Here is a 25,463-nt window from a genome sequence, read left to right as displayed (position 1 = left end):
ACAAATTACTAATCGGGAATAGAAAAAGAATCCCCAAAAGTCTAAACCTCCTTATGAGAAAATTAAAAGTTTTATTTTTGCTACCAGTGCTTGGAATGATAGCTTGTAGTGAAGATCCAATCAGTGAAATTGACAACACCACCCCGAACTCCATCACCGAAGATTTTAACCAAAATTTAACAGAAAAAGCCTATCCGAAACAGTTAGGTGCTACCTCACAAGTTTACTTTGCGGGTCAGAAATTGCCTGTGGAAGAGATTAAAGGGTCTTATGTTTATCAGGGAGATATAATCCTTCCTAAAGACATGGCGAATGTACAACCTAAGAAGCTTGTTTACCAGGAAGGGGAGTCACTCCAAAAAAGTACCGGTAGAACCTCCGGATTATGGAAAGATAATACAGTATATTTTCAGGTAGATTCTAATTTACCTAATCAGCAGCGTGTATATGACGCTGTAAAACATTGGGAAAGTAATACTTCTCTGGATTTTGTAGAAAGATCTGGAGTATCAGATTATATCTATTTTACCGCCGGAGCTGGTTGTTCTTCTTATATAGGAAGAGTAGGAGGAAGGCAGGAAATAACACTTGCCGATGGCTGTAGCACAGGAAATACTATCCACGAGATAGGGCATGCTGTCGGACTGTGGCACGAACAGAGCCGTGTAGACCGGGATAGACACGTTACTATTTTATATGACAATATCGAGAGTGGAAGAGAGCATAATTTTTCTACCTATGAGGAGATGGGATACGAGGGAGAAGAATTTACATCTAACTTAGATTTCAACTCAATTATGATGTACAGTTCCTATTCGTTTTCCAAAAATGGGGAGCCAACAATTGTCAAGAACGACGGTGGTGCATATTATGTGCAAAGACAAGAACTTTCCTCGGGAGATATCCAGGGAATAGAAAGTATGTATCCATCCGGTTCGGGAACAACAACTTCGGAACCCAATTATATTAATGGTGAATACTATACTGTAAGCGGATTAACTGTACTGCGGTACAATGATTCATGGTATTACGGGTCCAGATTTGGCTGGAGAAAAGTTAAATTAGTAGATAGTAACTGGTATTGGGTATAAACGAAACGTTTTATTTTTCAAATAGAAAAAGCCTCGCATGCAGCGGGGCTTTTTATTTTTTTATAGGTATAAAATCCTCACCTGTTGTGAAGAAATTCCCCACTTTCTCTTTCTGCTTCAAATGCATTTCGTCTAAAGTATTTTTTAACAAAATTTTGTGGATTTTTATTGAGTCTGGTTTAGCTCCTTAATTTTCTCACTGCTAAAACTAATGAGATCGGCAAAGAATTCGGTAAATTCCTCCTGGAATTCAGTGTAATATATTTCCAACTCTTCCACTGCAAGGTTCATCTGTGATTTTCCCTTTGTGCGATGATTCATCTGATAAAGGATTTTTGTTATTCCGTCTATACTAGCATAGCTTAAAAGCCAATTATCGCGAAACATATAAGGCATAAACCTTTGAACACTTTTTGGCAGAACAGTTTTGTTCTCCCTAAGGAGGTCGTAAAATTCTTCAGTATATTCTTCCAGATGTTGCTGGGAATAGTGGTTCCAGTTTTTAGCCAGAAAATGATCGTAAAGGATATCTACAATCACCCGGCTGTAGTGGCTGTACCGGCTAAACAACCTGGTCACACTTTTTGTTACTATGGGATGCGTATCCGTATAATGATCTATCGCCCGGTGTAGCACGATTCCCTTCTGTATAGGCTCAGGGAAATTCAGGAACTTTTTGCCTTTTACAGAATCTGCTATAAAATTCCCAATTTTTAGATTGTCATCATCTCCCGATAAATAAACATGTGCCAGATAATTCATTTTTTGAAGGTACAAATTTTAGCTTGTACTGTTTAAATTTTGTTAAGTTTTGGAGGTGTGGGCAAGAGCCTTGTATATTTGAGCCGTAAAAATTAATTATAAAAGTGAGACCATGAGCTTAATCAAATCAATTTCGGGAATAAGAGGAACAATAGGAGGAAAAACTTCTGAAAATCTCACCCCTATAGATACTGTAAAATTTGCCGCAGCTTATGGTACCTGGCTTAAAAGTGGGAGCCAAAAAGAAAAACTCAAGGTAGTGATTGGAAGGGACGCCAGGATTTCCGGAAGAATGATTCAGGAATTAACGATGAACACTCTTACAGGATTAGGTATAGATGTTATTGATGTTGGGCTTTCCACCACCCCCACGGTAGAAGTTGCCGTTCCAATGGAAGGAGCCGACGGCGGAATTATTCTCACAGCCAGCCATAATCCAAAGCAATGGAATGCACTTAAACTGCTGAATAGTAAAGGAGAATTTCTCGATGGGAAAGAAGGAGCTAAAATATTGGATCTGGCAGAAAATGAATCTTTTGATTTTGCTGAAGTAGATGATCTGGGAACTATCACCAAAAAAGAAGATTATATAGATATCCATATAGAAGAAGTTTTAAGACTTAAACTTGTAGATGTGGAGAAGATCAAAGGAGCAGGATTTAAAGTGGTAGTAGATGGCGTAAATTCTACCGGAGGAATTGCAATACCCAAGCTGCTGAAGAAACTTGGTGTAGAAGTGACAGAACTTTATTGTGAGCCTAATGGCCATTTCCCACATAATCCTGAACCATTAAAGGAACATCTTGAAGATATCTGCGCACTGGTAAAAAAGGAGAACGCTGATTTTGGTATCGTGGTAGATCCAGATGTGGACCGTCTCGCTTTTATAGATGAAAAAGGGGAGATGTTTGGTGAGGAATATACACTCGTGGCTTGTGCAGATTATGTTTTGGGTAAGACAAAGGGTAATACCGTAAGTAACCTGTCTTCTTCAAGAGCTCTAAGGGATGTAACAAACAAGCACAACGGTGAATACAAAGCAAGTGCTGTTGGAGAAGTAAACGTTGTCCAGTTAATGAAGGATTCCTCGGCAATTATTGGCGGTGAAGGAAACGGCGGAATTATTTATCCTGAATCACATTACGGAAGAGATAGTCTTGTTGGAGTAGCTTTATTCCTTACGCATCTTGCAGAAAAGCAAATCACTGTTTCTGCCCTTCGGAAAGAATATCCGTCATATTTTATGAGCAAAAATAAAATTGAACTTACGCCAGACCTTGATGTAGATGGGATTTTAAAGTCAGTAGAAAAGCGGCATAAAGATGAAGAGATATCTACCGTTGATGGTGTAAAAATTGATTTTCCTGAAAATTGGGTTCATCTGAGAAAATCTAATACAGAACCAATAATCAGAATATATACCGAGGCAAAAAGCCAGAAAGAGGCAGACGAACTTGCACAAAAAATGATTAAGGAAATACAGGATATAATTGCGTGATCAATCAATTATTTTTGAATTTTCAGGAATAGGGTTGTGACTGTGTTTCCAGCGCTTGTGCGTCCAAAGATAATACTCCGGTTTCTTTCGTATTTGTTTTTCCAATAGGTCCAGATATGTGCGCGTAATTTGATGCGCAGGTTCTTGTGCTGCAGAATCTGTAATATTGACGAGGTTGGCAACGTAATGCCCTCTTGATACTTTTTCGACATTAAGATACAGTACCGCCATATTAAATTCTCTTGCCAGCTTTTCAGATCCAATAAAGACTGGAGCTTTAATATTTAAAAAATCTGCCCAATACTTTGATTTTAACAGTTTGGGAGACTGGTCTGCGACCATCGCATAAATTGCACGTTTGTTTTCGCTTTCGTGCTTAGTAATAGTAATAGTTGCTTTTGTGGTTGAAATAAGTTCGCCATTAAACCTTCCGCGAATATCCCTTACCAGTTTGTCGAAGTAAGGATTCTTTATTTTTTTATATATTCCATAAGCTATAACATCTAAGCCGTATAACTGTAAAGCTATCATCCATTCATAACTGGCATAATGCCCGCACATCATCATTATGCTTTTGTCTTGCTTTTGAAGACGAATAATTTCTTCAGGATTAACGAATTTAAAACGTTTTCTAAGCTCCTTTTCAGAAATTGAAAGGGTTTTAATCATTTCAAGAAACATGTCGCACATGTGAGAGTAAAACTTCTTTCTTATTCTAAAGCGTTCTTCTTCAGTTTTTTCCGGAAAAACCAGTTTCAGATTTTCAGCAACTACTTTTTTCCGGTAGCCAATAATGTGGTACACTAAAAAGAAAACAGCATCAGATACCGCATAAAATAACTTAAACGGTAGTATCGAGATAATCCATAAAAGGGGATAAATCAACCAAAAAACCAGGGCGTGCATAAAAAAGTTTTCAGCAAATATATGGTATATTTGACACTAAACTTAAGTAGATATGGGAGATTTGAGTCTGGTGACTATCATAGTAATTGCAGCAAATGTGATTATTTCATTTAAGGGTTTTAATGATGATGCTTTCTTTGAAAAATATAAATTTAATATTGGAGATATACAGAGGGGCGCTAAATATCAATTATTGACATCAGGCTTCCTGCACGTAAACACTACCCACCTCTTTGTAAATATGCTTACCCTCTATTTTTTTGCGAACGTTGTGATCTATGGTCTGGGTAATACAGGTTTTATACTGGTTTATATCGCCAGCCTGATATTGGGTAATTTACTCTCTTACATTTTTCATAAACACGAACCCCACTATAGGGCGGTTGGAGCCAGTGGTGCTGTGATGGGTATACTTTATTCTGCTATATTATTACGTCCGGATATGATGCTTGGACTGTTTTTTGTTATACCTATTCCTGCTTACATCTTTGGTATTGGATATTTGCTTTACACAATCTGGGGGATGAAAAAACAGTTTGGGAATATAGGTCACGATGCACATTTTGGTGGTGCAGCCGGGGGCTATCTTCTCACATTAGTTCTGGCTCCATGGGTTTTTCAAAGTCATTTGCTTATGGTTATCCTGTTGGCTGTACCATTGGTAATTTTATTTGTATTGCAGAAAATGGGCAAAATTTAAACTTAACAATTTAAAGACTAAAAAATGATTAAGAAAATTTTTTACCTCATAGCAATTCTTATTGCTTCAGGATCTATGGCTCAGGAAAGTAGTTCTAACCTGGTCAATGTGATCGGCGAGGGTACGGTAAATGTGGTGCCAGATAAGGTGATTATTAAATCCCGTGTAGAACACGAAGGGGAAAGTGCCGCTGCTGTTAAAAAACAGAATGACGAGGCTGTAAATGCGATAATAAAGTTTCTGAAGGAAAGTGGTATCCCCGAAAAACATATTAATACGGATTATATTAGATTAAACAAGTCTTATAATTATAACGAAAAGACATCCTCTTTTTCAGCAAATCAGGCCATTTCTATTACTCTTGAAGATATTGAGGATTATGAGATGATAATGTCGGGATTGTTGGAAGTAGGACTTAACAGGATTGATGGTGTTGAATTTAAATCTTCGGAAGCTGAAAAATTTGAGTCCAAAGCTCGAAAAGAAGCAGTTCTGGATGCCAAAAGGATAGCTGAAGAACTTGTGGCTCCCTTAGGTCAGCAAATTGGAAAGGCAATTTTTATATCGGAAGGTACCGTTAACAATCCGCAGCCAATGTACAGGATGGCTATGATGGGTGATAGTGTCGAAAGTAGCCGGGAATCTATAGCGCCGGGTGAAATGGAAATTACTGTAAGGGTAAATGTAGGTTTTCTGCTAGAGTAAATTAACCAACCAGGCGTTGTAAAGAGCAGGCTTGAAAATGGCAATTTTCGTCCTCTTCTATATTACTCAGCCCATTGCTTAAATAATAAAAATGACTTTCAGAAACTCCTGAAAGTCATTTTCTATTCTATTCAACTTCTTCCGCAGTCGCTTTCCACATTAGCAGGTCGAAAATTAACAAATTTCGTGCTTCATTTTGATTTAGAAGGTTCTATAAGGTTTGTGCTTATATTTTATTAAGAAAAAAGACCTCACAGATTTTCAAAATCTGTGAGGTCTGATGCTAAACCTATAAGGGTTTTTACGACTCACGTTTCAAAAAAGCCAATCCTATGACAGCGAGTCGATAATTGGCAATTTTCAGTCTACATTTATTTAATTCAGTAATTCCTGAACTCTTGCTTCAAGTTCATCGCCACGTAGATCGCGATCTACAATTACACCATTCTCATCAAGAATAAAAGTTGCCGGAATTGCTTTTATGTTGTAAAGTTGTGCTACAGGGTCCTGCCAAAATTCCAGATGAGATACGTGATTCCATTCCAATCCATCCTCTTCAATAGCCTGTAGCCATTTATCTTTTTGGCCGGGGCGATCAAGAGAAACACCAATAATATTTAGACCCTGATCATGGTACTTATCATATATTTTTACCACGTTTGGATTTTCTACACGACATGGTTTACACCATGCAGCCCAAAAGTCGATAATTGTCACTTTTCCCATAGCGTCTGAAAGGGAAAGTTCAGATCCATCGGGAGTAGGAGCTGTAAATTCGGGTGCTTTACTTCCTATAGCAACAGTAGCCTGTTGTTCCAGGGTTTCCTGAAGGCTTTTTCCAATGGTTGTGTTTTTTAAGTCTTCAGATAGACCGTTGTACATTTCCTGAATTTCTTTTACAGGATAAATTTTCATGCTGAGCATGTCCATCAGGATCATAAGCGATACGTAAGAATCTTTATTCTCCTCAAAGATTTTTTTCTTGGAAACCTGGTCATTATCTTTTATTTCCTGTTCTGCGGCCTGTAAAGTCACAAATGCAGAAGAATCTTTGGCATTATATGCTTTTTGCATTTCAGATCGACCAGCTTGTATCTTCCGGTTCACTTCCTTTAAATGATCCATATATTGGTTTAAAGCGCGATTCTCTTTACCTCCCGAAATCCTAGAACTCCTTAAGCTGTCCTTATAGGCTTCAATATTAATTTCTTCATTTTCAGAAATATAGATAATATTGCCTCCTATTCCCTCAAAGGAGATAAAAGCCATATTTGGAGATTCATTATCCTCAAGATCAGCCTGAAATTGGCCGTTTTGAACCTGTACTGTGTCTATTATTGCAGGTCTTTCGGTTTCCTTACTAATTTCAGAAATATACACGTTAGTACCATCTTCAACACCTTCAATAGTTCCACTTATAAAATATCCTTTTTCTTCTTCTCCACAAGAAGCCATAAGAAGAATACAAGCAAATAATATTAGTAAATTCCGCATAAAAAATTATTTTTATTTGAAGCAAAAATAAGGAACTACTATGGCACTAATTAGCATTTCTAATAAAATATTGTTAATAATTGTTAATTTAGGGCATCTGAATATTCAGCAAAATATAGAACAGGTAATTTTACGGTATATTAAAGCATTATGAAGGAACAACTGGAAGATTTTCCCTTAGAGATTAAGATAAGTTTTCACAAAGTATTTGAGCAATATGAAGCTGAAATAAAAAAGGAGCATAACAAAATTGCCAATAAATATATTGAGAGCGTAATGGAGTATATTTCCCAATTTCCTGAACTTACTGAAGGAATTGAGGATGCTGGTGACCTCGAAAAGTATGAGGAACCCATAAAGGTTTTGCTTAATGATCTTTTTCCTACGGTCCTTACAAATAATGAGATTAAAGCGGCATCTATACCTTATCATAATATCCTTTTTAACGCTTCCAGTAGATTAAAAAATATCCTTGAAATGGCCGGCGATGATTTTGTGCTGGAGACGAGGGATATTGATGAAGATGCACATTATATTAATGCCTGTATAAATATCCTGAAGGAAGAGTACGGATATGATATTGATTTTTCGCGCCCTTTATACTATGACATACCCGATGAAAATGGTGTTTCAAGACATTACCGAATTGCAATAAATGGCGACTTTGTAGAAATTTTTCCAAAAGAAAATGCACCTGAAATCACTCAGGAAGATGTAGATCTTCTTATCCAGAATATTGATGATATTGATCTCTGGAAAAAGAAATTTCCTCCAAGAAGTTATGTTTTTAAAGGTTTCACCATTGTTAATCTTACAGATGTTACGGTAGACGATGCAATCTCTAAGCTTAAAACCACGCTTTTGTATAATGAATCATCACAGAAGGATGAACTTAAAAGCCTGGAGGGAATATTTCGTTCAATTTATAAAATCCCGGATTTAAAAGTTGGTTTTACAGTCTTTGATACTTCAGAAAAGAGTTTTGAACCTTTGGAGAGTGATGATACCAGCAGCTTTCTTTTAAACGGCAGGACTTCACTGGACAGTGATGAAGGCTTGTGTGATGAAGCTTATAAAAAGCTGGTCGAGGGACATAGCTATTTTTCCATCTCCAATGTAGATGCTTATGCCAGAAAGACTAATAATAATTCGCTTTCTCAAAACCTAAAGGCAAACAATGTTAAGAGTTGTATCCTGGCACCAATAGCAAAAAAGAACCGACTCTTGGGTATTCTCGAATTGGTTTCCGAAAGGAAGAATGAGCTGCACAGTATAAACGCTCTAAAGCTGGACGAAATTTTACCGTATATAGTGACGGCGGTAGAACGAAACCGTTCAGATTTTGAAAATAGGGTGAAAGCTATCATCCAGAGTGAATGTACTTCTATTCACCCTAGTGTTCTCTGGGTTTTTGAGAGGGAAGCAAGAAAATTTATCAGGGACCTGGATGATGATGGTTTGGCTTCATTTAAAGACATCAGCTTTAAAAATGTTTATCCATTGTATGGTCAAATTGATATCGTAGCTTCTTCGGAAGCAAGAAATACTGCAATTCAGAAAGATCTTTTAACTCAGTTAAATTTTATTCTGGAAATAATAAGAATGGGTTCTGAAATAGAAGAACTTTCTATTTATGAACAGGTGGGATTCCGTATTTCAGAATTTAAGCAGGAGCTTGAAGAAAGCTTAAACGCTTCCAGTGAGCAGAAAGTCTTTAATTTGCTTGAGAAGGAGGTTAACCCAACAATGACTCATTTGAGGAAGCAATCCAATGAGCTAAAACAGAAGGTGGAGGAGTACGAATCTATGCTGAACCCAGACACCGGTCTTGTTTATGACGAAAGGAAAAAATATGACACCACCGTCCAACATGTAAACAGGACGATGTCCCGTTACATTGATAGAAAGCAGGTTCAGGCTCAAAAAATCTATCCTCATTACTTTGAGCGCTATAAGACCGATGGCGTAGACCATAACATTTATATTGGAGCTTCAATGGCTAATAATAAGCCCTTCAATAAAATTTACCTTTACAATTTGAGGTTATGGCAACTAAGCACAATGTGCGAAATGGAAAACCGCTTCTATAAGTTACAGGAAACTACTCCAGTAAAACTGGATGCAGCTTCTTTAATTTTGGTTTATAACAGTACCATGTCTATAAGATATCGAATGGATGAAAAGAAATTTGATGTAGACGGCACCTACAATGCGCGTTATGAGATAATTAAAAAGAGAATTGATAAAGCTTACATCAAGGATACCGAAGAAAGAATTACTCAAAAAGGTAAGATTGCAATAATTTATTCGCAAAGAAGCGACGAAAGAGAATACTTGAGATATATTAAATATCTCCAGGCGAAAAATTACGTAGGAGAAGAAGTGGAATTGCTCGAGTTGCAGGATGTGCAGGGCGTAGTTGGCTTGAAGGCGATTAGGGTAAATGTTTTATACTCTACCGGAGACAACCCGGAAGAGGAGAACATTACTTACGAAAACCTGATGCAGGAATTACATTAAGTAGAAACCTACTACAAAACTTATTACTGAAACAATAATACCTACCATAAAAACGGTATAGGTAAGTCTCAGTAGAAAATATTTGCGATGCAGGACCTTTCCCAGGAGGTGTAAATCCAGCATCAGGGATTCGTACACAAAATCTTTGTCTTTAATCATTTCCTGCATTCCCCACCGGAATTGTTCAAAAGGCATTTTATGAAAATTGCCAAAAAACAGTAGGTTTACTTCCTTGTTTTCAACCTGTTCTTTGGTGAACTCTCCACTGGTTACATTTGGTCTCGTAGACATTATCGAAAGGATGATAGATGCAACGCTAAAGAGAATCAGGATCAGACTCGGGATAAGGAGGTGTTTATTAGAGGCTGCGTCCAGTTTTGGGATAAGGTTGGCAAGAGCCAGGGAAATGATAATTGCATTAACAGATAAAAGGATGTTAGCTTTAGTATCGGCAATGTCACTTAATTTGATGTGGTTTCTAAGAGTAACCCGGAACATTGTTTGAATACTACGCTCTGGATTATCATTTTTATACTGAGCCTTGAGCCTGGCCTTATTTTCCTCTTTCTGAAGTTTTTTCTGCCTTTTTTTCTGGTCTTCAATTAGTTCCAGCAGGTTTTCTTCCTTTACAGGTTTCCAGTTTTCCCGTGCATACTCTGTGTAATACTGATGCTTTTCTGTAAAAAGGTGTATGTTTTCCTGAATCCATTCTTCCCCGGTAAAATTTTTGATATTATGAAGCTGGAGTTCCTGTCTTAGAAATTCGCTGGCATCTTCAAAGTAATCTTTTGCGAAATGAGAAGAATCTGCATCCCGTATAATCTTCTCAGCTTCAGTTTGAGGGCTGTTTTCAAATTTCGTAGCTTTTATTAACCTGGCCACTTCATCTATAAGATCCTCGGTAGCATTATTTTCCTTAAGAAAACCAGTGGCAAGCTTAACGCTTTCTTCTTCATGTCCGTGATAGGTTTTAGTATAGCCCGTGTCGTGAAGCCAGGCTGCCAGTATGAGCGCCTCTTCTTCTTTAACATTAATTTGAGAATTATCCACTATTTCTTTAGTACTTTTAACTACACGCTCTGTATGCTTGTAGTTATGATAAATAAAGGTGTTTGGAAGCTCTTCTTTAAAAAGATCTTGTACAAATTTATCTGCTTTCTCAATGAGGTTGTTCATATAGCGGAGACTTAAATTTTCTTGCCAAATTACAAAAATATTACCAAAACGTTTATGAAATTTAAATACGTGATCATTGCCATTTTGGCCATTATCATTCTCCAGGCATGTTCTTCTACAATCGCTAAATATCGTGAGGGTGAACTTCAGGAGAATTTTGGTTACCCGGTAGCCAGGGAAATAGAGAAATCTTTTTATATTTTGGGAGACGGTGGTTATTCTCCTATTGGCGGAAGTTCTTTAGGTATCATTGCTTTTAAAAACTTTCTGGATTCTATTCAGCATCCCGACCAATATGCTGTTTTTCTTGGTGATAACATTTATCCTGTAGGAATGCCTGTTAAAGATAGTCCTAAGCGTGAAGAAGCTGAATACCGGTTAGATGTCCAGCTTGATGCCCTTGGGAATTTCGACGGAAATGTTTTATTTATGCCAGGAAATCACGACTGGTACAGCAATGGTATTGCAGGTCTTGAAAGACAGAAGGAATACCTGAAAGAAAATTCTGAAAAAAAAGTTACCTGGATTCCCGATACCGGCTGCGGACTGGAGGTTCTTGAGATCACTGAGAATATCCAGATGGTTGTTATTGATTCCCAATGGTATCTTGAAGATTGGGACAGGCATCCCACGATAAATGATAATTGTGATGGTATTAAAACCCGGGAAGCAATGTTTCTGGAGGTGGAATCTGAGATTAAAAAGAATCAGGATAAAACTTTAATTATTGCCATACATCACCCATTGCTTACCAATGGAACGCATGGCGGTCAGTATGATTTTGACCAGCACTTATATCCTTCACAAAAAAAGATTCCTGTACCTGTTTTGGGTTCTCTGGTGAGCCTTGTCAGGACGACAGGAGGAGTTTCTATTCAGGATGCTCAAAATGAACGTTATAAATCGTTGGTGCAGCGGTTAACTACGCTTGCTCAACAGGGCGAACGTTTAATTTTTATTTCCGGACATGAGCATTCCTTACAATATATTGTAGACGAAAATGTGAATCAGATAGTTTCAGGATCAGGTTCCAAGTCTTCTTATGTAAGGCTGAGCAACGATGGTCTCTTCGCTTATGAAGGGGAGGGATTTACTGTTTATGATGTTTTTACCGATGGTTCTTCCTGGGTGAGTTTTTACGGGAATGAAAATAATAAACCAAAATTGTTATATCAGCGGGAAGTTTTTTCTGCTCCAGTAGGATATGATACTTCAGAATTACCTGATGATTTTCCGGAGAAAATAACAGCTTCCATTTATTCAGAAGAGGAAACCGACAAAGGGGTAGCATTTAAGACACTTTGGGGAGAACGTTACAGGGAACTGTATGGCAAGAAAATAGAATTTAAAGTGGCAGATCTTGATACACTCCGTGGAGGCCTGGAGGTAGTGAGAGAAGGAGGAGGACACCAGACGGTTTCCCTTCGGGTAAAAGACAGCCTGGGGAGGGAATACAATTTCCGTAGAATAAGGAAAGAAGCAGTTCAGTTTCTTCAGACCGTGGCTTATAAAAGTAAACCAATAGAAGATCAATTGGAGAATACTGTTGCAGAACGCTTTGTAGAGGATTTTTATACCTCGGCACATCCTTATGCTTTCCTGGCAATTCCAGATCTTTCTCAGGCTGCAAATGTCTATCATACCAACCCGGAAGTGTATTATTTACCCAGGCAGGAGGAATTGGGAAAGTACAATGAAAATCACGGGGATGACGTTTATATGCTTGTAGAACGTCCTGAAGAAAACTGGCTTGATTATAAAAGTTTTGGAAGCCCAGATCATGATATCGTAAGTACATCAGGAATGTTTGAGCGTTTAAGACAAGATGAAAGGTACATGTTGGACGAGTCGGCATATGTAAGAGCACGCGTTTTTGATATGCTTATAGGAGATTGGGACCGGCATCAGGATCAATGGAGATGGGCAGAAATAGAGACAGAAGAGGGAAACAGGATTTTCCGGCCTATCCCTCGGGACCGGGATCAGGTTTTTTCTAATTTTGATGGCGCATTTTTTGGGACACTGCGGGCTTTTTCTGGATTTGCCAATCAATTTGCAGTTTACGGAGCAGATATTACAGATGTACAATGGTTTAATATTGCCGCTGCCGGGCTGGACAGATCACTGCTTCAAAATGTTGGAAGAGAAGCATGGCTGGAAGAAGCACAATATATTCAGGAAAACGTAACAGATGAGGTAATTGAAGGGGCTTTTTCAAAGTTACCTCCGGAAACGCTTGGCGAGACTACAGAGCAACTTGTAGAAAATGTAAAGGCACGTCGTGATAACATAGTAGCAATAGCAGAGCGGTACTACGAGCACTTTTCCAAACTTGCCATTGTCACCGGTACAGACAAAGATGATTTCGTGGATGTGGTTCGCATGCCGGAGGGCCGCACCCGCGTTACCATTTCCAGGAATAAAGAAGGCGAACGGGCAGAAATTATCAGCGATAAAATTTATAATAAAAAGGATACTAAAGATATCTGGATCTATGCTCTGGATGATGATGACCAGATTACCGTAGAGGGCGAGGGTGATAATTATATTTTTTTACGGATTATCGGCGGACAGAACAACGATGTGTATACCATAAGGAATAAGGAAAAGCTGAAGATTTATGACCATAAATCAAAACCTAATACTATAAAAGAAGGAGCAGACGCAAAATTCAGGTTTTCTGACAGGTACGAAACGAATACCTATGACAAAGACAAGAAAAATTATACATCCGGAAATATTACTCCGGGAATCGGGTATAATCCTGATGAAGGTTTTAAGATTGGTATAAAGGCCGGTTTTGCCAAATATGGCTTCAAGAGAAATCCCTTTACTTCAAAACATACCCTGGGTGGAGGATTTTATTTCGCAACAGGAGGTTTTGATCTTAACTATCAGGGAGAATTTGCGCATATTCTCGGAAATTACAACCTACAGGTAGGTGCCCATTTTTCAAGTCCTAACTACGCAAAAAACTTTTTTGGTTATGGTAACGAAACCCGAAATTTCGATGATGAATTTGGAATGGACTATAACAGGACAAGAATTAGCAGGATAGGTACCGAGGCTGGTTTTGTTAATGCAACTCCCTTCGGAAGCTATTTTGAATATAAAGCTAATTTTGAAGCTGTAAAAGTGGAAGACACAGAAGGACGTTTTATTTCTGAAGGTTTTAATCCAAATGAGGAAACAAACTTTTTTGACCGGAAATTTTTTGCAGGACTTGATGCCATTTACAGATATGAAAGTTATGACAACAGATTAAATCCAACAAGAGGAATGCACTTTGAGCTTAACCTTGGGGGAAAACTAAACACAGCAGATACAGATCAGCATTTTGGGTACTTCAAGCCCTATTGGAGTTTCTATAACGCCGTATCCAGAAGCAGAAAATTTGTTTTAAAAACTAAAGTTCAGGCGCATCTTAATATGGGCGATGGCTATGAATTTTATCAGGCAGCAGAGCTTGGTGGTGACACTGGGCTAAGAGGGTACCGGCAGGAGCGCTTTATAGGTAAAAGTGCTTTTGCTACGGGAGCAGATCTCCGGTATAGCTTTGATACGCTAAAAACCAATTTCCTTCCTTTTCAGATAGGCGTTTTTGGCGGGTATGACGTGGGGCGGGTATGGACCGATTTTGAAGAGAGTTCTCTCTGGCACGACAGTTATGGAGGAGGAATATGGATTAATAGTGCCGAAGCTATAAACGGAACTTTTAGCTTGTTTTCAGGCGGAGAAGGGGCAAGGTTCTCCTTTGCATTTGGGTTTAGGTTTTAACTCTGAAAAATTACCTTCTCCGGAGTGAATAGATGCCTCTTAAAAATGGCAATTATCGGCCTTTGTTGAGGTACGAAGTAAGAAGTACAAGGGACGAAATCTTGTTTCTCTTCTCTTTTTCAAGGCAGTGCCTGAAAATGACAATTTTCGACCTTCAGTTTTACCACGAATAGAAAAAAAATCATTTTCCCGCAGATCGCGCCGATTTTCGCAGAAAAGATGCTGTGGCTTCAGGAAAAATCATACATTGAAAATGACAATTATCGGCCTTTGTTGAGTTGCGAAGTAAGAAGTACGAGGGACGAAATCTTGTTTCTCTTCTCTTTTTCAAGGCAGTGCCTGAAAATGGCAATTTTCGACCTTCAGTTTTACCACGAATTGAAAAAATTCGTTTTCCCGCAGAGCCCGCTGATTTTCACATAGAAGATGCTGTGACTTCAGAAAAAGAGGGGACTCTAAAACTGCAATTATCGGCTTTTGTTGAGGTGCGAAGTAAAAGGTTCGAGGGACGGAGTTTCTCTTTGTGCTCGTTTTTGGGCAGTGTGTGAAAATGACAACTTTCGACCTTCAGTTTTACCACGAATAGAAAAAATTCGTTTTCCCGCAGATCGCGCTGATTTTCGCAGAGAAGATGCTGTGGCTTCAGGAAAAAACACACACCGAAAATGGCAATTATCGGCCTTTGTTGAGGTGCGAAGTAAGAAGTACGAGGGACGAAATCTTGTTTCTCTTCTCTTTTTTAAGGCAGTGCCTGAAAATGGCAATTTTCGACCTTCAGTTTTACCACGAATTGAAAAAATTCGTTTTCCCGCAGAGCCCGCTGATTTTCGCAGAGAAGATGCTGTAACCTCAGAAAAAGAGGGGACTCTGAAACTGCAATTATCAACCTTTATTGAGGTGCGAAGTAAAAGGTTAGAGGGACGAAATCTTGTTTCTCTTCTCTTTTTCAAGACAGTGCCTGAAAATGACAACTTTCGACCTTCAGTTTTACTACTTATTCATTAATAGACTTTTGTCCTTCCGCAGATTGTTTATAAAAAATGCTTTGTCTTCAGAAAAAGGAGACGTGCTAAAAATGGCTATTATTGGCAAGTTTTAAAAGGTCTAGTCTTTACTTCCTTTTTCTAAATTACTATTTTTTTCAATGGAAAGATTATTAGTGAAATCGATCGTCCTGATAGGGAATGGGATATTAATTCCATTTTTATCAAAAGCTTTTTTAATTTCAATAATTGCTATATTCTTTGCTAATAGAATATCCCTGTTTTTGGAAACATCTGTCCAGAATCGCACCACAAAATTTATAGAACTGTCACCAAATTCTTCATACATAAATTCAACTTCTTCATTAGTACGCGGCGGGAAAGCTTTCGCTATAGTTTCTGTGGTAAGCTTTTGAACGAATTCAAGATCGGAACTGTAACCAACGCCGCAATTGAGCATCACCCTGGAACGCATGGTCCTTGTGTAGTTCTTAAAAGGTTCCTCGATTATTTTTCCATTGGGAATTACGACATAGTTATTATCTGATTGCTTAATAACAATATTTCGAAGATTAATCTCTGTCACTGCACCGGCAAAGCCATTTGTTTCAATCCAGTCACCTATTTGTAGCTCCGGAAGAAAACTTAGTATTAGTCCGGAAAATGTGTTGGTTAGGGTTCCCTGGAGGGCCAGACCTATAGCTAAACCTACTACACCGGCACCCGCAAGTACAGAAGTTAATACAGTGTCTAAATTAAGAAGACCCAGAGCTATGAAAAAACCGATAAGTACAATGATAACCTTCAGTACTTTTACGGACATTTCTCTTATAGAAGCTTGTTTTACTTTTCCTCTGAGGAGTTTATTGATCAGATTGCCAACGTACTTGGCGATAAAAATAAAGACAATAAAGACCAGTACGGCCATAATAAAATTGGGCAAATTCAGGATTATACTATCCAGCCATTCGCCCAATTTTGTTCCAATTTTATCTATGGAATTTCTGAAACTAAAGTTTTCCAACATTTAGTATTATATATTTTTAAAATTAAATTTGTTTATGATTGTCGCTGGTTTTCATTTTCCAGGCATCCAGCATCCAACTGGTCTTTTCGAGTTCTCTAATATAGGCTCCAATAAGATCTATAGTTCCTTCATCTCCGCCTGCTTCGGCAACTTTTATTACCTTTCGCATTTGGTTGAGCAGAACACGATGATCCTCAAGAAGTTTTTCAATCATTTCAGAATCTGATAATTGACTACCTGATTCTTTGATGCTTGACATTTTAAGATAGTCGCTTAAATTACTAGTTGGCTGATGACGGAGCGTGAGAATTCGTTCTGCAATCTCGTCTACCTTTAATTTCGCCTCGTCGTAAAGCTCTTCAAATTTTTCATGAAGATCAAAAAAGTTTTTACCAATAACATTCCAGTGAAAATTTCTAAGTTTTTGGTAATATAAATGATAATCGGCTAAAAGTGTATTTAATTCTTTTACAGTTTTCTCTGTTTTCGTATTATCTAAACCTAAGTAGCTCATAGTTTTTATTGATTGAATTTTAAAATTACATACAAAAATATGATAATGGTCATCCTTGTGCAACCTTAGTTTCTGAATTAATAGAAGTTTAACTAAGCTAGTTTAGAGGGCGATTTTCCTTAAGATCTAATTTCTTTAGCATTTCCTTGGACATCTGGCCCCCTGAAATTCCATAGCCATCAACAAGAACCCCTTTTTTGCCATTTTTAGCTGTAATAGCATAAAGAATAGCATTATCATCGGGATTGCTCATACCTTCAAATCTTAAAACCTTGTCTACATCAAAATCCTCTACTCCGTATGATTCCTTAAGGGATTTAATTTGTATTTTTTCATCCATGAGGTTAAAATCAAATTCATATCCTTCTTCCAGCTTCAACTTATTTAGTGCCTGGGATAATGTTCCGTAATCTTTCATTTTTTTTGTTTGATTGATTGTAATTTCAAAGTACTGCTCAAGCCCCATATTTGCAAATTGTTCAGAGGCTTTAGGATAAGTTTAACGGGTGTGGTATCTAGTAAATTTTTAATAAATAGTTTAGATTTACTCATCTTTTTTTCCGGAGCGAAAGAAGCCGAATGGAATAACCAGAAAAATAAAAAAATACCATCCGGTAGCAAGTCCTACAATGGTGATAATGGCTGCAATAATATAAAACCAGTAAGAATTGAAAAATCTCATGAAATATTATTTTTTCTGTAGATGTTTGTGGTTTCTAAATTAGTAAGTCGTGCATTTTTTCTTCAGAATTTTGAGGATGTTTTTAAAATGGTTCAGAAAAGGAAAGGTCGATAATTTGCATTTATAACGCTCGATTTTATTTACCTCTGCCAAATCCTGAAAAATATAACCAAATATCTTAAATTTGTTGAATTATTTTTGGTCTCTTTAATTTATGAAAAATAAAATCACCCTTAAAGAACTGGCGAAACTTTTAAACGTTTCCATTTCAACAGTATCTAAAGCGCTTAATGACAGTTCCGAAATTAGCCCTAAGACTGTGGAGAGGGTGAAAGAATTGGCTGCTCTGCATAAATATCGGCCAAATCCTGTAGCTGTAAATTTAAAGAGTAGTAAAAGTGGTACGATTGGAGTCGTTATTCCGAATATCTCAAATACTTATTTTGCACAGGTACTATTAGGTATAGAAGCAAAAGCACAGAAAGAAGGGTTGCAGGTAATTACATATATTTCCAACGAATCTTTTGAACGGGAAAAGCAGATTGCTGATATGCTTACGTCCGGTTTTGTGGATGGGGTGTTAATCGCAATTTCGGAAGCTACTCACCGGGCAAGAAATTATGACCATATTTTTAATATACTGGAATATGAAATTCCGGTTGTCCTATACGACCGTACCAACATCGATATTCCTGTGGATAAAATAGGTATTGATGATGAGAAAAGTTTTGAAGATGCTACACGCTTACTAATTTCTAAGGGGATAAAAAGGATTGGTCTGGCTTCAGCGATTCATCATCTGGGTGTGGGTAAGTTGAGAATAAAAGGATACCAAAAAGCACTTTCTGAAGGTATGGAACAGTTAGTTACTGCATCTTCAAGGCATCAGGTGCTTGTAGATGGTATTAAAGATCTTCTGGTAAATAAAAAAGTAGAAGCTATGCTTTGTACAGATTTTGTTAGTGCAATGCTTGTATATAGGATGGCTTATGAAAATAAGGTTGAAATTCCTAAAGATCTTAAAATGATAGGATTTTTAAATAAGGATGTAGCGCAACACCTTACTCCGTCCATTAGTTACATTGAACAATTTCCTGAAGAAATTGGAAAAAATGCTATGGAGATGCTTATTAAGCGCATGAATGGCAAGCTTATGCCTGAAAAGAACACTCACAAAATCATCAATACTGAGCTGATTCATTTAGAATCAACTCGTTTTAATTAAAAAAGTACTGTCCAAGTGTCCACTTCAGGGAATTTAAATTTATTAATAACAGGAGGTGCAGGTTTTATTGGATCTCATGTAGTTCGTCTATTTGTTGAAAAATATCCTGATTATAATATATATAACCTTGACTCCCTTACTTATGCAGGGAACCTGGAGAATTTAAAGGATATAGAAAATGAAGAAAATTATAAATTTTTAAAGGCAGATATTAACGATGCTGAAGTGATCAACAGTCTTTTTAAAAAATATCGTTTTCAGCGTGTTATTCATTTGGCAGCAGAATCACATGTTGACCGGTCAATATCTGATCCTGTTGCATTTGTAAAGACCAACATCCTGGGAACGGTGAATCTTCTAAATGCTGCGAAGGACATCTGGAGAGGGGAGCCAGAAGGTAAACTTTTTTATCATATTAGTACCGATGAGGTTTATGGTAGTCTGGGAGATAAAGGGCTTTTTACAGAAAAAAGTCCATATGATCCAAATTCGCCTTATTCCGCATCTAAAGCGGGATCTGATCACTTTGTAAGAGCTTATGGTGAAACCTATGATTTGCCATATGTTATTAGTAACTGCTCGAATAATTATGGACCCAATCAATTTCCTGAAAAACTAATTCCGTTGTTTATTAACAATTTAATTAATGAAAAACCACTACCAGTTTATGGCGATGGAAAGTATACGCGTGACTGGCTGTATGTAAAGGATCATGCGGCAGCAATTGATCTAATTTTTCATGAAGGAAAGGGTATGGAAACATACAATATTGGTGGATTTAACGAATGGCAAAATATTGATTTAGTGAGGTTGCTTTGTGGTATTATGGATAAAAAACTTAACCGTTCAAAAGATGAATCAGAAAAATTGATAAGTTTTGTGAAAAACCGTCCGGGCCATGATAAAAGATACGCCATAGATGCCTCAAAAATTAACACTGAGTTGAACTGGAAGCCGTCGGTTACATTGAACGAAGGACTTGGAAAAACTGTGGATTGGTATCTTCAAAATGAAGAGTGGCTTAAGCATGTAGTTTCAGGAGAATACCTTAGCTATTATAAAAAACAATACGTCTGATAAAATCTATACGAATGAAAGGAATTGTATTGGCCGGTGGAACAGGAAGCAGACTCTATCCTATAACAAAAGGAACATCCAAACAATTATTAGCGATATATGATAAGCCAATGATTTATTATCCGATATCCGTCCTTATGTTAGCAGGAATAAAGGATATTTTAATAATTTCCACTCCGCAGGATTTGCCTAATTTCGAAAAACTTCTTGGGCACGGCGCTCACATTGGATTAAATTTTTCCTATAAACCACAGACGCACCCAAACGGACTGGCTGAGGCTTTTATTATAGGGGAGGAATTCATAGGGAAAGATGACGTTTGCCTGGTTTTAGGAGATAATATTTTCTATGGACAGGGCTTTAGCAGGTTACTTGCCAGTGCACGTCAAAACTGTACCGAACTTAATATGGCAACTGTTTTTGGCTATTATGTGAAGGATCCAAAACGTTATGGTGTAGTCGATTTTGACAAGGATGGCAGAGCAAGAAGCATCGAAGAAAAACCTTTAAAGCCGAAGAGTAATTTCGCGGTAACCGGATTATATTTTTACCCTAACTCTGTTGTTGAAGTTGCAAAAAATTGTAAGCCGAGTGCGCGTGGAGAGTTGGAAATCACAGCTGTTAACCAGGATTATCTGGAAAAGAGTCAGTTAAAAGTAGAGATGATGGGCAGGGGTTTTGCCTGGTTAGATACAGGTACTCACGACTCCCTTTTGGAGGCTTCAAATTTTATCCAGACGATAGAAAAGCGACAGGGTTTGAAGATTGCCTGTCTTGAAGAAATTGCTTTTCGAAAAGGATATATAGATGAAGAGCAGCTAAGGAAACTGGCTTCGGACTTAGATAAAAGTGAATATGGGAGTTATTTAAAGTCTCTTATTAAGAGGGATAACTAGAGAAATCATAGCTGTTTTTTTCAATATTTACATTTCTTTAGGATACTTAAGGCCATAGCTTAAGAAGGAAGTCCTATATTTGCTGCTTAAAAATCAAAAGGACCACTACTACATGGAGGAAGATCAATTGCAACAATTAGATTCCGCAAGCATTTTAGTTACCGGAGGAGCCGGTTTTATAGGTTCTAATCTATGTGAAAAACTTCTTAGCCTCAACGCTCATGTCACCTGCCTCGACAATTTCTCTACCGGACATAAGTATAATCTGGATGCCTTTATAGATAATCCCAATTTTACTTTAATTGAAGGAGATATCCGGGATTTGTCTACTTGTCAAAAAGTATGTGCAGGAATAGATTATATTTTACATGAAGCAGCTTTGGGTTCTGTTCCAAGATCTTTAAATGATCCATTAACAACAAATGACATAAATGTAACTGGATTTCTTAATATGTTAGTTGCGGCAAGAGATGCTGGAGTCAAAAGGTTTGTCTATGCTGCGAGTTCTTCCACGTATGGAGATTCCAAAGGTTTGCCCAAAGTTGAAGATAAAATTGGAAAACCTCTTTCTCCATACGCTATTACAAAATACGTTAATGAACTTTATGCGGATATTTTTCAGGATGCCTATGGGCTGGATACAATAGGCTTGCGTTACTTTAATGTTTTTGGAAGAAAACAGGACCCTAACGGAGCCTATGCAGCTGTTATTCCGAAATTTGTAATGCAGTTTATGGAACATAAAAGCCCTGTAATTAATGGAGATGGGACCTATTCCAGAGACTTTACCTATATTGATAATGTTATCCAGATGAATTTACTTGCATTAACAGTAGAAGATAGTAAAGCTGTTAATGAAGTCTATAATACAGCTGTTGGTGATCGTACAAATCTGGTAGAGCTTGCTCAGTACTTAAAAGAATTTCTTTCTCAATATGATCCTGAAATTAGGAATGTAGAGGTGAAACATGGGCCAAACCGTCCTGGTGATATTCCTCATTCCTTAGCTTCGGTAGAAAAAGCTAAAAATCTCCTTGGCTATGTCCCACAATATGATATTAAATCGGGCTTAAAAGAAGCTGTAAATTGGTACTGGGAAAATTTATGACAAGTCTTCTTTTTAAAAAGTATTTTTAACAAATGAATAACCATATAAAAATTGCCGTTATTGGTTTGGGTTACGTTGGTCTTCCCTTAGCCAGACTTTTTGCCGAAAAATATTCAGTTGTTGGTTTTGATATCAATAGTAAGAGAGTTAAAGAGCTTATGAATGGATTCGATATAACTCTGGAGGTAGAGAATGCTGTGCTTCAATCGGTTTTGAAACTGGAGCCTTCTCAGGAAAATGGACTATATTGTACTGCAGATTTAAGTGATATCGAAAACTGCAATCATTATATCATCACTGTTCCTACTCCTGTTGATAAAAATAACAGGCCGGATCTTACAGCACTTTATAAAAGTAGTGAAACAGTAGGGAAGGTATTGAAGAAAGAGGATATAGTAATTTATGAATCTACTGTATATCCGGGTGTTACAGAAGATGAATGCGTACCTGTTTTGGAGAAAAATAGTGGACTAAATTATAATAAAGATTTTTTTGTAGGTTATTCCCCGGAAAGAATTAATCCAGGAGACAAGGAGCATACAGTTGATAAAATTCTTAAGGTGACGGCGGGATCTACTCCCGAAGTCGGAAAAAAGGTAAATGAGTTATATGCATCAGTTATAACGGCAGGTACTCATTTAGCACCTACAATTAAAGTTGCTGAAGCGGCAAAAGTTATAGAAAATTCTCAGCGCGATATAAATATTGCATTTGTTAATGAGCTGGCAAAAATATTTAACATGATGGGGATTGATACACAGGACGTTTTAGAAGCGGCAGGTACAAAATGGAATTTTTTACCTTTTAAGCCTGGACTCGTGGGAGGACATTGTATTGGTGTAGATCCTTATTATCTAGCTCAAAAGGCGCAAGAGATTGGATATCATCCTGAAATTATATTAGCTGGTAGAAGAATGAATGATTCTATGGGACAATATGTTGCAGGAGAAGTTGTAAAACTTATGCTTCAGAATGATCAGAAAGTAAAAGGCGCCAAAGTTTTGGTGCTTGGGGTGACTTTTAAAGAAAATTGTCCGGATGTAAGAAATACAAAAGTAATTGACGTCATAAAGAACCTGAAAGAGTTTGGAGTGGAGATTACAATTTACGACCCTCTAGCAGATCCAGAGGAAGTGAAGCATGAATATGATCTGGAAACATTAAATAAATTGCCTTCAAAAAAATATAAAGCAATTGTATTAGCTGTAGCCCATACGGAGTTTCTTGACCTAAATCTGGATTTCTTAAAGGAGAAAAGATCAGTGGTATATGATGTAAAGGGAGTCCTTGGGGATAGGTGTGATAAGAAGTTGTGAAGAAGTGACCTTGTGAAGGAGTGACGTTGTAAAGAAGGTGACGGAGTAAAGTTGCTACGATGTGAAAGTTTGAAAAGTGAAAGAATATTGAGGTTGTTAAGTTATGAAGTCACACAAAGATTTAACCGTTTACAAAACAAGTATTGATCTGGTTGTTTATATTTATCAATTTTCTCGAGACTTTCCGGATGCTGAAAAGTTTGGATTAACCAGTCAGATTAGAAGAGCAGCAGTCTCTATTCCTTCTAATATAGCTGAAGGTGCTGCAAGGGGCAGCAAGAAAGATTTTAGCAGGTTTCTTTATATCGCTTTAGGTTCATTGGCTGAAGTGGAAACTCAACTGGAAATAGCAGAAAGGCTGGATTTTATTATGAAAAATTCTGAAGTAGAAGAAAAAATAATTTATATCAGAAGAATGATTCTGAAATTAATACAGAGTTTGAAGGAGTAACGAAGTGAAGTAGTGATGAAGTGATCCTGTTAGGGAGTAAAGATAAATCTCCTTTCTCCGTAACAAGATCACCAGATCACTTCTTTACAAATTAAAAGCAGAATAACTGTTTCACCCGAACAATTACCTGATAAAAAGATATAAAGTACAAATGACTCAAATAAAAAACATCTGCTGTATAGGTGCAGGTTACGTAGGAGGGCCAACGATGGCTGTAATAGCACAGAAATGTCCAAAAGTGAATGTCACGGTAGTTGATATTAATGAAAAGAGAATAGCTGCCTGGAATGATCCCAATGTGGAGAGTATTCCAATTTATGAACCAGGTTTGTCTGAAATTGTTAAAGAAGCAAGAGGTAGAAATCTCTTTTTTTCAACGGATGTTAATGCTGCTATCGACAAAGCTGATATGATCTTTATCTCTGTAAATACACCTACAAAAACCTACGGAATAGGTAAGGGTATGGCGGCCGATTTAAAGTGGATCGAGCTATGTGCCCGGCAAATTGCTGAAGTAGCTAAAAACGACAAGATCATTGTTGAAAAATCCACACTACCGGTGCGTACCGCTGCTGCATTAAAGGATATTCTTGATAATACTGGAAATGGTGTAAAATACCAGATCCTTTCTAATCCGGAATTCCTTGCGGAAGGAACTGCTGTAGAGGATTTACAAAATCCGGACAGGGTGCTAATTGGTGGTGATATAGATACTCCCGAAGGAAAGGAAGCTATGGATGCCCTGGTGAATATTTATGCTACATGGGTGCCTAAAGAAAATATTCTTACCACCAATGTATGGTCTTCAGAACTTTCTAAGTTAACTGCTAATGCTTTTCTGGCACAACGTGTTTCCAGTATAAATGCCATGTCTGAACTTTGTGAAAAAACAGGAGCGGACGTGAATGAAGTGGCAAAGGCAGTAGGAATGGATAGCAGGGTAGGACCAAAATTTTTAAAAGCTTCTGTTGGATTTGGAGGCTCCTGTTTTCAAAAAGATATTCTAAATCTTGTATACATAGCCAAAACTTTCGGGTTAGATGAGGTGGCCGATTACTGGGAACAGGTTATTATAATGAATGACCATCAAAAAAGAAGGTTTGCAGCTAACATCGTAAAAACTCTTTATAACACCGTTTCCGGTAAGAAAATTGCGATTTTAGGCTGGGCGTTTAAAAAAGATACTAACGATACAAGGGAGTCAGCTGCTATTTATGTCACGGATTATTTACTCAGTGAACAGGCTGAGGTTGTAGTGTACGATCCTAAGGTGAAACCAGAACAGGTTTATGCAGACTTGGAGTATTTAGGCAACAATAATAATAAGGAAATTCGAGAGAGGGTGAAAGTGGTGCAAAGCGCTGAAGAAGCTTGTAAAGATGCACATGCTATTGCGGTTTTGACCGAATGGGACGAATTTAGAGAGCTGAATTGGCATTTTATTTATGAAAATATGCTTAAACCGGCATTTTTGTTTGATGGTAGAAGATTATTAAATCGCAAAGAAAAAGAAAATTTAGGTTTTGAGTTTTATGCGATTGGAAATTAATAAAAA

At 37.5% G+C, this 25,463-nt stretch carries 22 protein-coding genes; 14 read left to right on the top strand and 8 right to left on the bottom strand.

The annotated features are described in order from the left end of the window. Positions 1-53: 53 nt before the first annotated feature. Positions 54-1,091: a M12 family metallopeptidase gene (locus tag RM545_RS04515; RefSeq protein ID WP_311494130.1), complete on the top strand. Its 1,038-nt coding sequence runs from the start codon at positions 54-56 to the stop codon at positions 1,089-1,091. A gap of 165 nt (positions 1,092-1,256) precedes the next feature. On the opposite strand, the gene RM545_RS04510 is transcribed toward RM545_RS04515, so the two are convergent. Further along, a complete protein-coding gene (locus RM545_RS04510; RefSeq protein WP_311494129.1) occupies positions 1,257-1,853 on the bottom strand; it encodes an acyl carrier protein phosphodiesterase in 597 nt (198 codons plus the stop codon). 112 nt (positions 1,854-1,965) lie between these two features. Here RM545_RS04510 and glmM point away from each other — a divergent pair, with 112 nt between their 5' ends. Continuing rightward, a complete protein-coding gene (glmM, locus tag RM545_RS04505; RefSeq protein WP_311494128.1) occupies positions 1,966-3,351 on the top strand; it encodes a phosphoglucosamine mutase in 1,386 nt (461 codons plus the stop codon). On the opposite strand, the gene RM545_RS04500 is transcribed toward glmM, so the two are convergent. Next, a complete protein-coding gene (locus RM545_RS04500; RefSeq protein WP_311494127.1) occupies positions 3,352-4,257 on the bottom strand; it encodes a lysophospholipid acyltransferase family protein in 906 nt (301 codons plus the stop codon). It lies immediately after the preceding gene. 52 nt (positions 4,258-4,309) lie between these two features. On the opposite strand from RM545_RS04500, the gene RM545_RS04495 reads away from it, so the two are divergent. Together RM545_RS04495 and RM545_RS04490 are read left to right on the top strand one after the other, a co-directional pair. Continuing rightward, positions 4,310-4,957 carry a rhomboid family intramembrane serine protease gene (locus RM545_RS04495; protein WP_311494126.1) on the top strand — a complete coding sequence of 216 codons (648 nt, stop codon included), beginning with the start codon at positions 4,310-4,312 and terminating at the stop codon, positions 4,955-4,957. Between the two features lie 24 nt (positions 4,958-4,981). Further along, positions 4,982-5,662, top strand: a complete 681-nt coding sequence (locus tag RM545_RS04490) for an SIMPL domain-containing protein (protein ID WP_311494125.1) — start codon at positions 4,982-4,984, stop codon at positions 5,660-5,662. A gap of 375 nt (positions 5,663-6,037) precedes the next feature. Here the strand turns inward: RM545_RS04490 and RM545_RS04485 are convergent, their stop codons facing one another. After that, positions 6,038-7,156, bottom strand: coding sequence for a redoxin domain-containing protein (locus tag RM545_RS04485; RefSeq protein ID WP_311494124.1), 1,119 nt, complete (start codon positions 7,154-7,156; stop codon positions 6,038-6,040). A gap of 150 nt (positions 7,157-7,306) precedes the next feature. On the opposite strand from RM545_RS04485, the gene RM545_RS04480 reads away from it, so the two are divergent. Then, a complete protein-coding gene (locus RM545_RS04480) occupies positions 7,307-9,676 on the top strand; it encodes a GAF domain-containing protein (RefSeq protein ID WP_311494123.1) in 2,370 nt (789 codons plus the stop codon). Here RM545_RS04480 and RM545_RS04475 read toward each other — a convergent pair. Continuing rightward, positions 9,668-10,852 (bottom strand): Pycsar system effector family protein, encoded by a 1,185-nt coding sequence (locus RM545_RS04475; RefSeq protein ID WP_311494122.1) that lies wholly within the window; start codon positions 10,850-10,852, stop codon positions 9,668-9,670. The genes RM545_RS04480 and RM545_RS04475 overlap by 9 nt on opposite strands. 54 nt (positions 10,853-10,906) lie before the next feature. Here RM545_RS04475 and RM545_RS04470 point away from each other — a divergent pair, with 54 nt between their 5' ends. Then, entirely contained in the window at positions 10,907-14,629 is a 3,723-nt protein-coding gene (locus RM545_RS04470; protein ID WP_311494121.1) for a metallophosphoesterase, read from the top strand. A 480-nt stretch (positions 14,630-15,109) separates the two neighbouring features. After that, on the top strand, positions 15,110-15,634 hold the full coding sequence (locus RM545_RS04465) for a hypothetical protein (RefSeq protein WP_311494120.1): 525 nt from the start codon (positions 15,110-15,112) through the stop codon (positions 15,632-15,634). A gap of 99 nt (positions 15,635-15,733) precedes the next feature. On the opposite strand, the gene RM545_RS04460 is transcribed toward RM545_RS04465, so the two are convergent. The 4 genes from RM545_RS04460 to RM545_RS04445 form a co-directional block, all read right to left on the bottom strand. Beyond that, a complete protein-coding gene (locus RM545_RS04460) occupies positions 15,734-16,639 on the bottom strand; it encodes a mechanosensitive ion channel family protein (protein WP_311494119.1) in 906 nt (301 codons plus the stop codon). A gap of 22 nt (positions 16,640-16,661) precedes the next feature. Continuing rightward, complete coding sequence (locus RM545_RS04455) at positions 16,662-17,153, bottom strand: Dps family protein (RefSeq protein ID WP_311494118.1); 492 nt, start codon at positions 17,151-17,153, stop codon at positions 16,662-16,664. 97 nt (positions 17,154-17,250) lie between these two features. Then, positions 17,251-17,571 (bottom strand): phosphoribosylpyrophosphate synthetase, encoded by a 321-nt coding sequence (locus RM545_RS04450; protein ID WP_311494117.1) that lies wholly within the window; start codon positions 17,569-17,571, stop codon positions 17,251-17,253. Positions 17,572-17,697: 126 nt separating this feature from the next. Beyond that, complete coding sequence (locus RM545_RS04445; RefSeq protein ID WP_311494116.1) at positions 17,698-17,835, bottom strand: hypothetical protein; 138 nt, start codon at positions 17,833-17,835, stop codon at positions 17,698-17,700. Positions 17,836-18,049: 214 nt separating this feature from the next. Between RM545_RS04445 and RM545_RS04440 the strand changes: the two genes are divergently transcribed. From RM545_RS04440 to RM545_RS04410, 7 genes are all read left to right on the top strand, one after another. After that, positions 18,050-19,060 (top strand): LacI family DNA-binding transcriptional regulator, encoded by a 1,011-nt coding sequence (locus RM545_RS04440; RefSeq protein WP_311494115.1) that lies wholly within the window; start codon positions 18,050-18,052, stop codon positions 19,058-19,060. A gap of 15 nt (positions 19,061-19,075) precedes the next feature. Beyond that, positions 19,076-20,137 carry a dTDP-glucose 4,6-dehydratase gene (gene rfbB / locus RM545_RS04435; RefSeq protein ID WP_311494114.1) on the top strand — a complete coding sequence of 354 codons (1,062 nt, stop codon included), beginning with the start codon at positions 19,076-19,078 and terminating at the stop codon, positions 20,135-20,137. A 14-nt stretch (positions 20,138-20,151) separates the two neighbouring features. Continuing rightward, entirely contained in the window at positions 20,152-21,033 is an 882-nt protein-coding gene (rfbA, locus tag RM545_RS04430; protein ID WP_311494113.1) for a glucose-1-phosphate thymidylyltransferase RfbA, read from the top strand. A 112-nt stretch (positions 21,034-21,145) separates the two neighbouring features. Further along, positions 21,146-22,141, top strand: coding sequence for an SDR family oxidoreductase (locus RM545_RS04425; protein WP_311494112.1), 996 nt, complete (start codon positions 21,146-21,148; stop codon positions 22,139-22,141). A 32-nt stretch (positions 22,142-22,173) separates the two neighbouring features. Then, positions 22,174-23,457: a nucleotide sugar dehydrogenase gene (locus RM545_RS04420; RefSeq protein ID WP_311494111.1), complete on the top strand. Its 1,284-nt coding sequence runs from the start codon at positions 22,174-22,176 to the stop codon at positions 23,455-23,457. Between the two features lie 103 nt (positions 23,458-23,560). Then, entirely contained in the window at positions 23,561-23,908 is a 348-nt protein-coding gene (locus RM545_RS04415) for a four helix bundle protein (RefSeq protein WP_311494110.1), read from the top strand. Between the two features lie 151 nt (positions 23,909-24,059). Then, positions 24,060-25,457, top strand: coding sequence for a nucleotide sugar dehydrogenase (locus tag RM545_RS04410; RefSeq protein WP_311494109.1), 1,398 nt, complete (start codon positions 24,060-24,062; stop codon positions 25,455-25,457). The last annotated feature ends 6 nt before the right edge of the window (positions 25,458-25,463 follow it).

Origin of the sequence: Autumnicola lenta (genome assembly GCF_031846515.1) — a bacterium.
Classification (GTDB): Bacteria; Bacteroidota; Bacteroidia; order Flavobacteriales; family Flavobacteriaceae; genus Autumnicola; species Autumnicola lenta.
Note: the sequence above shows the minus strand (reverse complement) of the source record. Positions and strands in the feature narration are given on the sequence as shown.

Excerpts from the sequence above, each read along its gene's own strand:
- RM545_RS04515 (WP_311494130.1), top strand. The coding sequence starts at position 54 with ATGAGAAAATTAAAAGTTTTATTTTTGCTACCAGTGCTTGGAATGATA.
- RM545_RS04510 (WP_311494129.1), bottom strand. The coding sequence starts at position 1,853 with ATGAATTATCTGGCACATGTTTATTTATCGGGAGATGATGACAATCTA.
- glmM (WP_311494128.1), top strand. The coding sequence starts at position 1,966 with ATGAGCTTAATCAAATCAATTTCGGGAATAAGAGGAACAATAGGAGGA.
- RM545_RS04500 (WP_311494127.1), bottom strand. The coding sequence starts at position 4,257 with ATGCACGCCCTGGTTTTTTGGTTGATTTATCCCCTTTTATGGATTATC.
- RM545_RS04495 (WP_311494126.1), top strand. The coding sequence starts at position 4,310 with ATGGGAGATTTGAGTCTGGTGACTATCATAGTAATTGCAGCAAATGTG.
- RM545_RS04490 (WP_311494125.1), top strand. The coding sequence starts at position 4,982 with ATGATTAAGAAAATTTTTTACCTCATAGCAATTCTTATTGCTTCAGGA.
- RM545_RS04485 (WP_311494124.1), bottom strand. The coding sequence starts at position 7,156 with ATGCGGAATTTACTAATATTATTTGCTTGTATTCTTCTTATGGCTTCT.
- RM545_RS04480 (WP_311494123.1), top strand. The coding sequence starts at position 7,307 with ATGAAGGAACAACTGGAAGATTTTCCCTTAGAGATTAAGATAAGTTTT.
- RM545_RS04475 (WP_311494122.1), bottom strand. The coding sequence starts at position 10,852 with ATGAACAACCTCATTGAGAAAGCAGATAAATTTGTACAAGATCTTTTT.
- RM545_RS04470 (WP_311494121.1), top strand. The coding sequence starts at position 10,907 with ATGAAATTTAAATACGTGATCATTGCCATTTTGGCCATTATCATTCTC.
- RM545_RS04460 (WP_311494119.1), bottom strand. The coding sequence starts at position 16,639 with ATGTTGGAAAACTTTAGTTTCAGAAATTCCATAGATAAAATTGGAACA.
- RM545_RS04455 (WP_311494118.1), bottom strand. The coding sequence starts at position 17,153 with ATGAGCTACTTAGGTTTAGATAATACGAAAACAGAGAAAACTGTAAAA.
- RM545_RS04450 (WP_311494117.1), bottom strand. The coding sequence starts at position 17,571 with ATGAAAGATTACGGAACATTATCCCAGGCACTAAATAAGTTGAAGCTG.
- RM545_RS04445 (WP_311494116.1), bottom strand. The coding sequence starts at position 17,835 with ATGAGATTTTTCAATTCTTACTGGTTTTATATTATTGCAGCCATTATC.
- RM545_RS04440 (WP_311494115.1), top strand. The coding sequence starts at position 18,050 with ATGAAAAATAAAATCACCCTTAAAGAACTGGCGAAACTTTTAAACGTT.
- rfbA (WP_311494113.1), top strand. The coding sequence starts at position 20,152 with ATGAAAGGAATTGTATTGGCCGGTGGAACAGGAAGCAGACTCTATCCT.
- RM545_RS04425 (WP_311494112.1), top strand. The coding sequence starts at position 21,146 with ATGGAGGAAGATCAATTGCAACAATTAGATTCCGCAAGCATTTTAGTT.
- RM545_RS04420 (WP_311494111.1), top strand. The coding sequence starts at position 22,174 with ATGAATAACCATATAAAAATTGCCGTTATTGGTTTGGGTTACGTTGGT.
- RM545_RS04415 (WP_311494110.1), top strand. The coding sequence starts at position 23,561 with ATGAAGTCACACAAAGATTTAACCGTTTACAAAACAAGTATTGATCTG.
- RM545_RS04410 (WP_311494109.1), top strand. The coding sequence starts at position 24,060 with ATGACTCAAATAAAAAACATCTGCTGTATAGGTGCAGGTTACGTAGGA.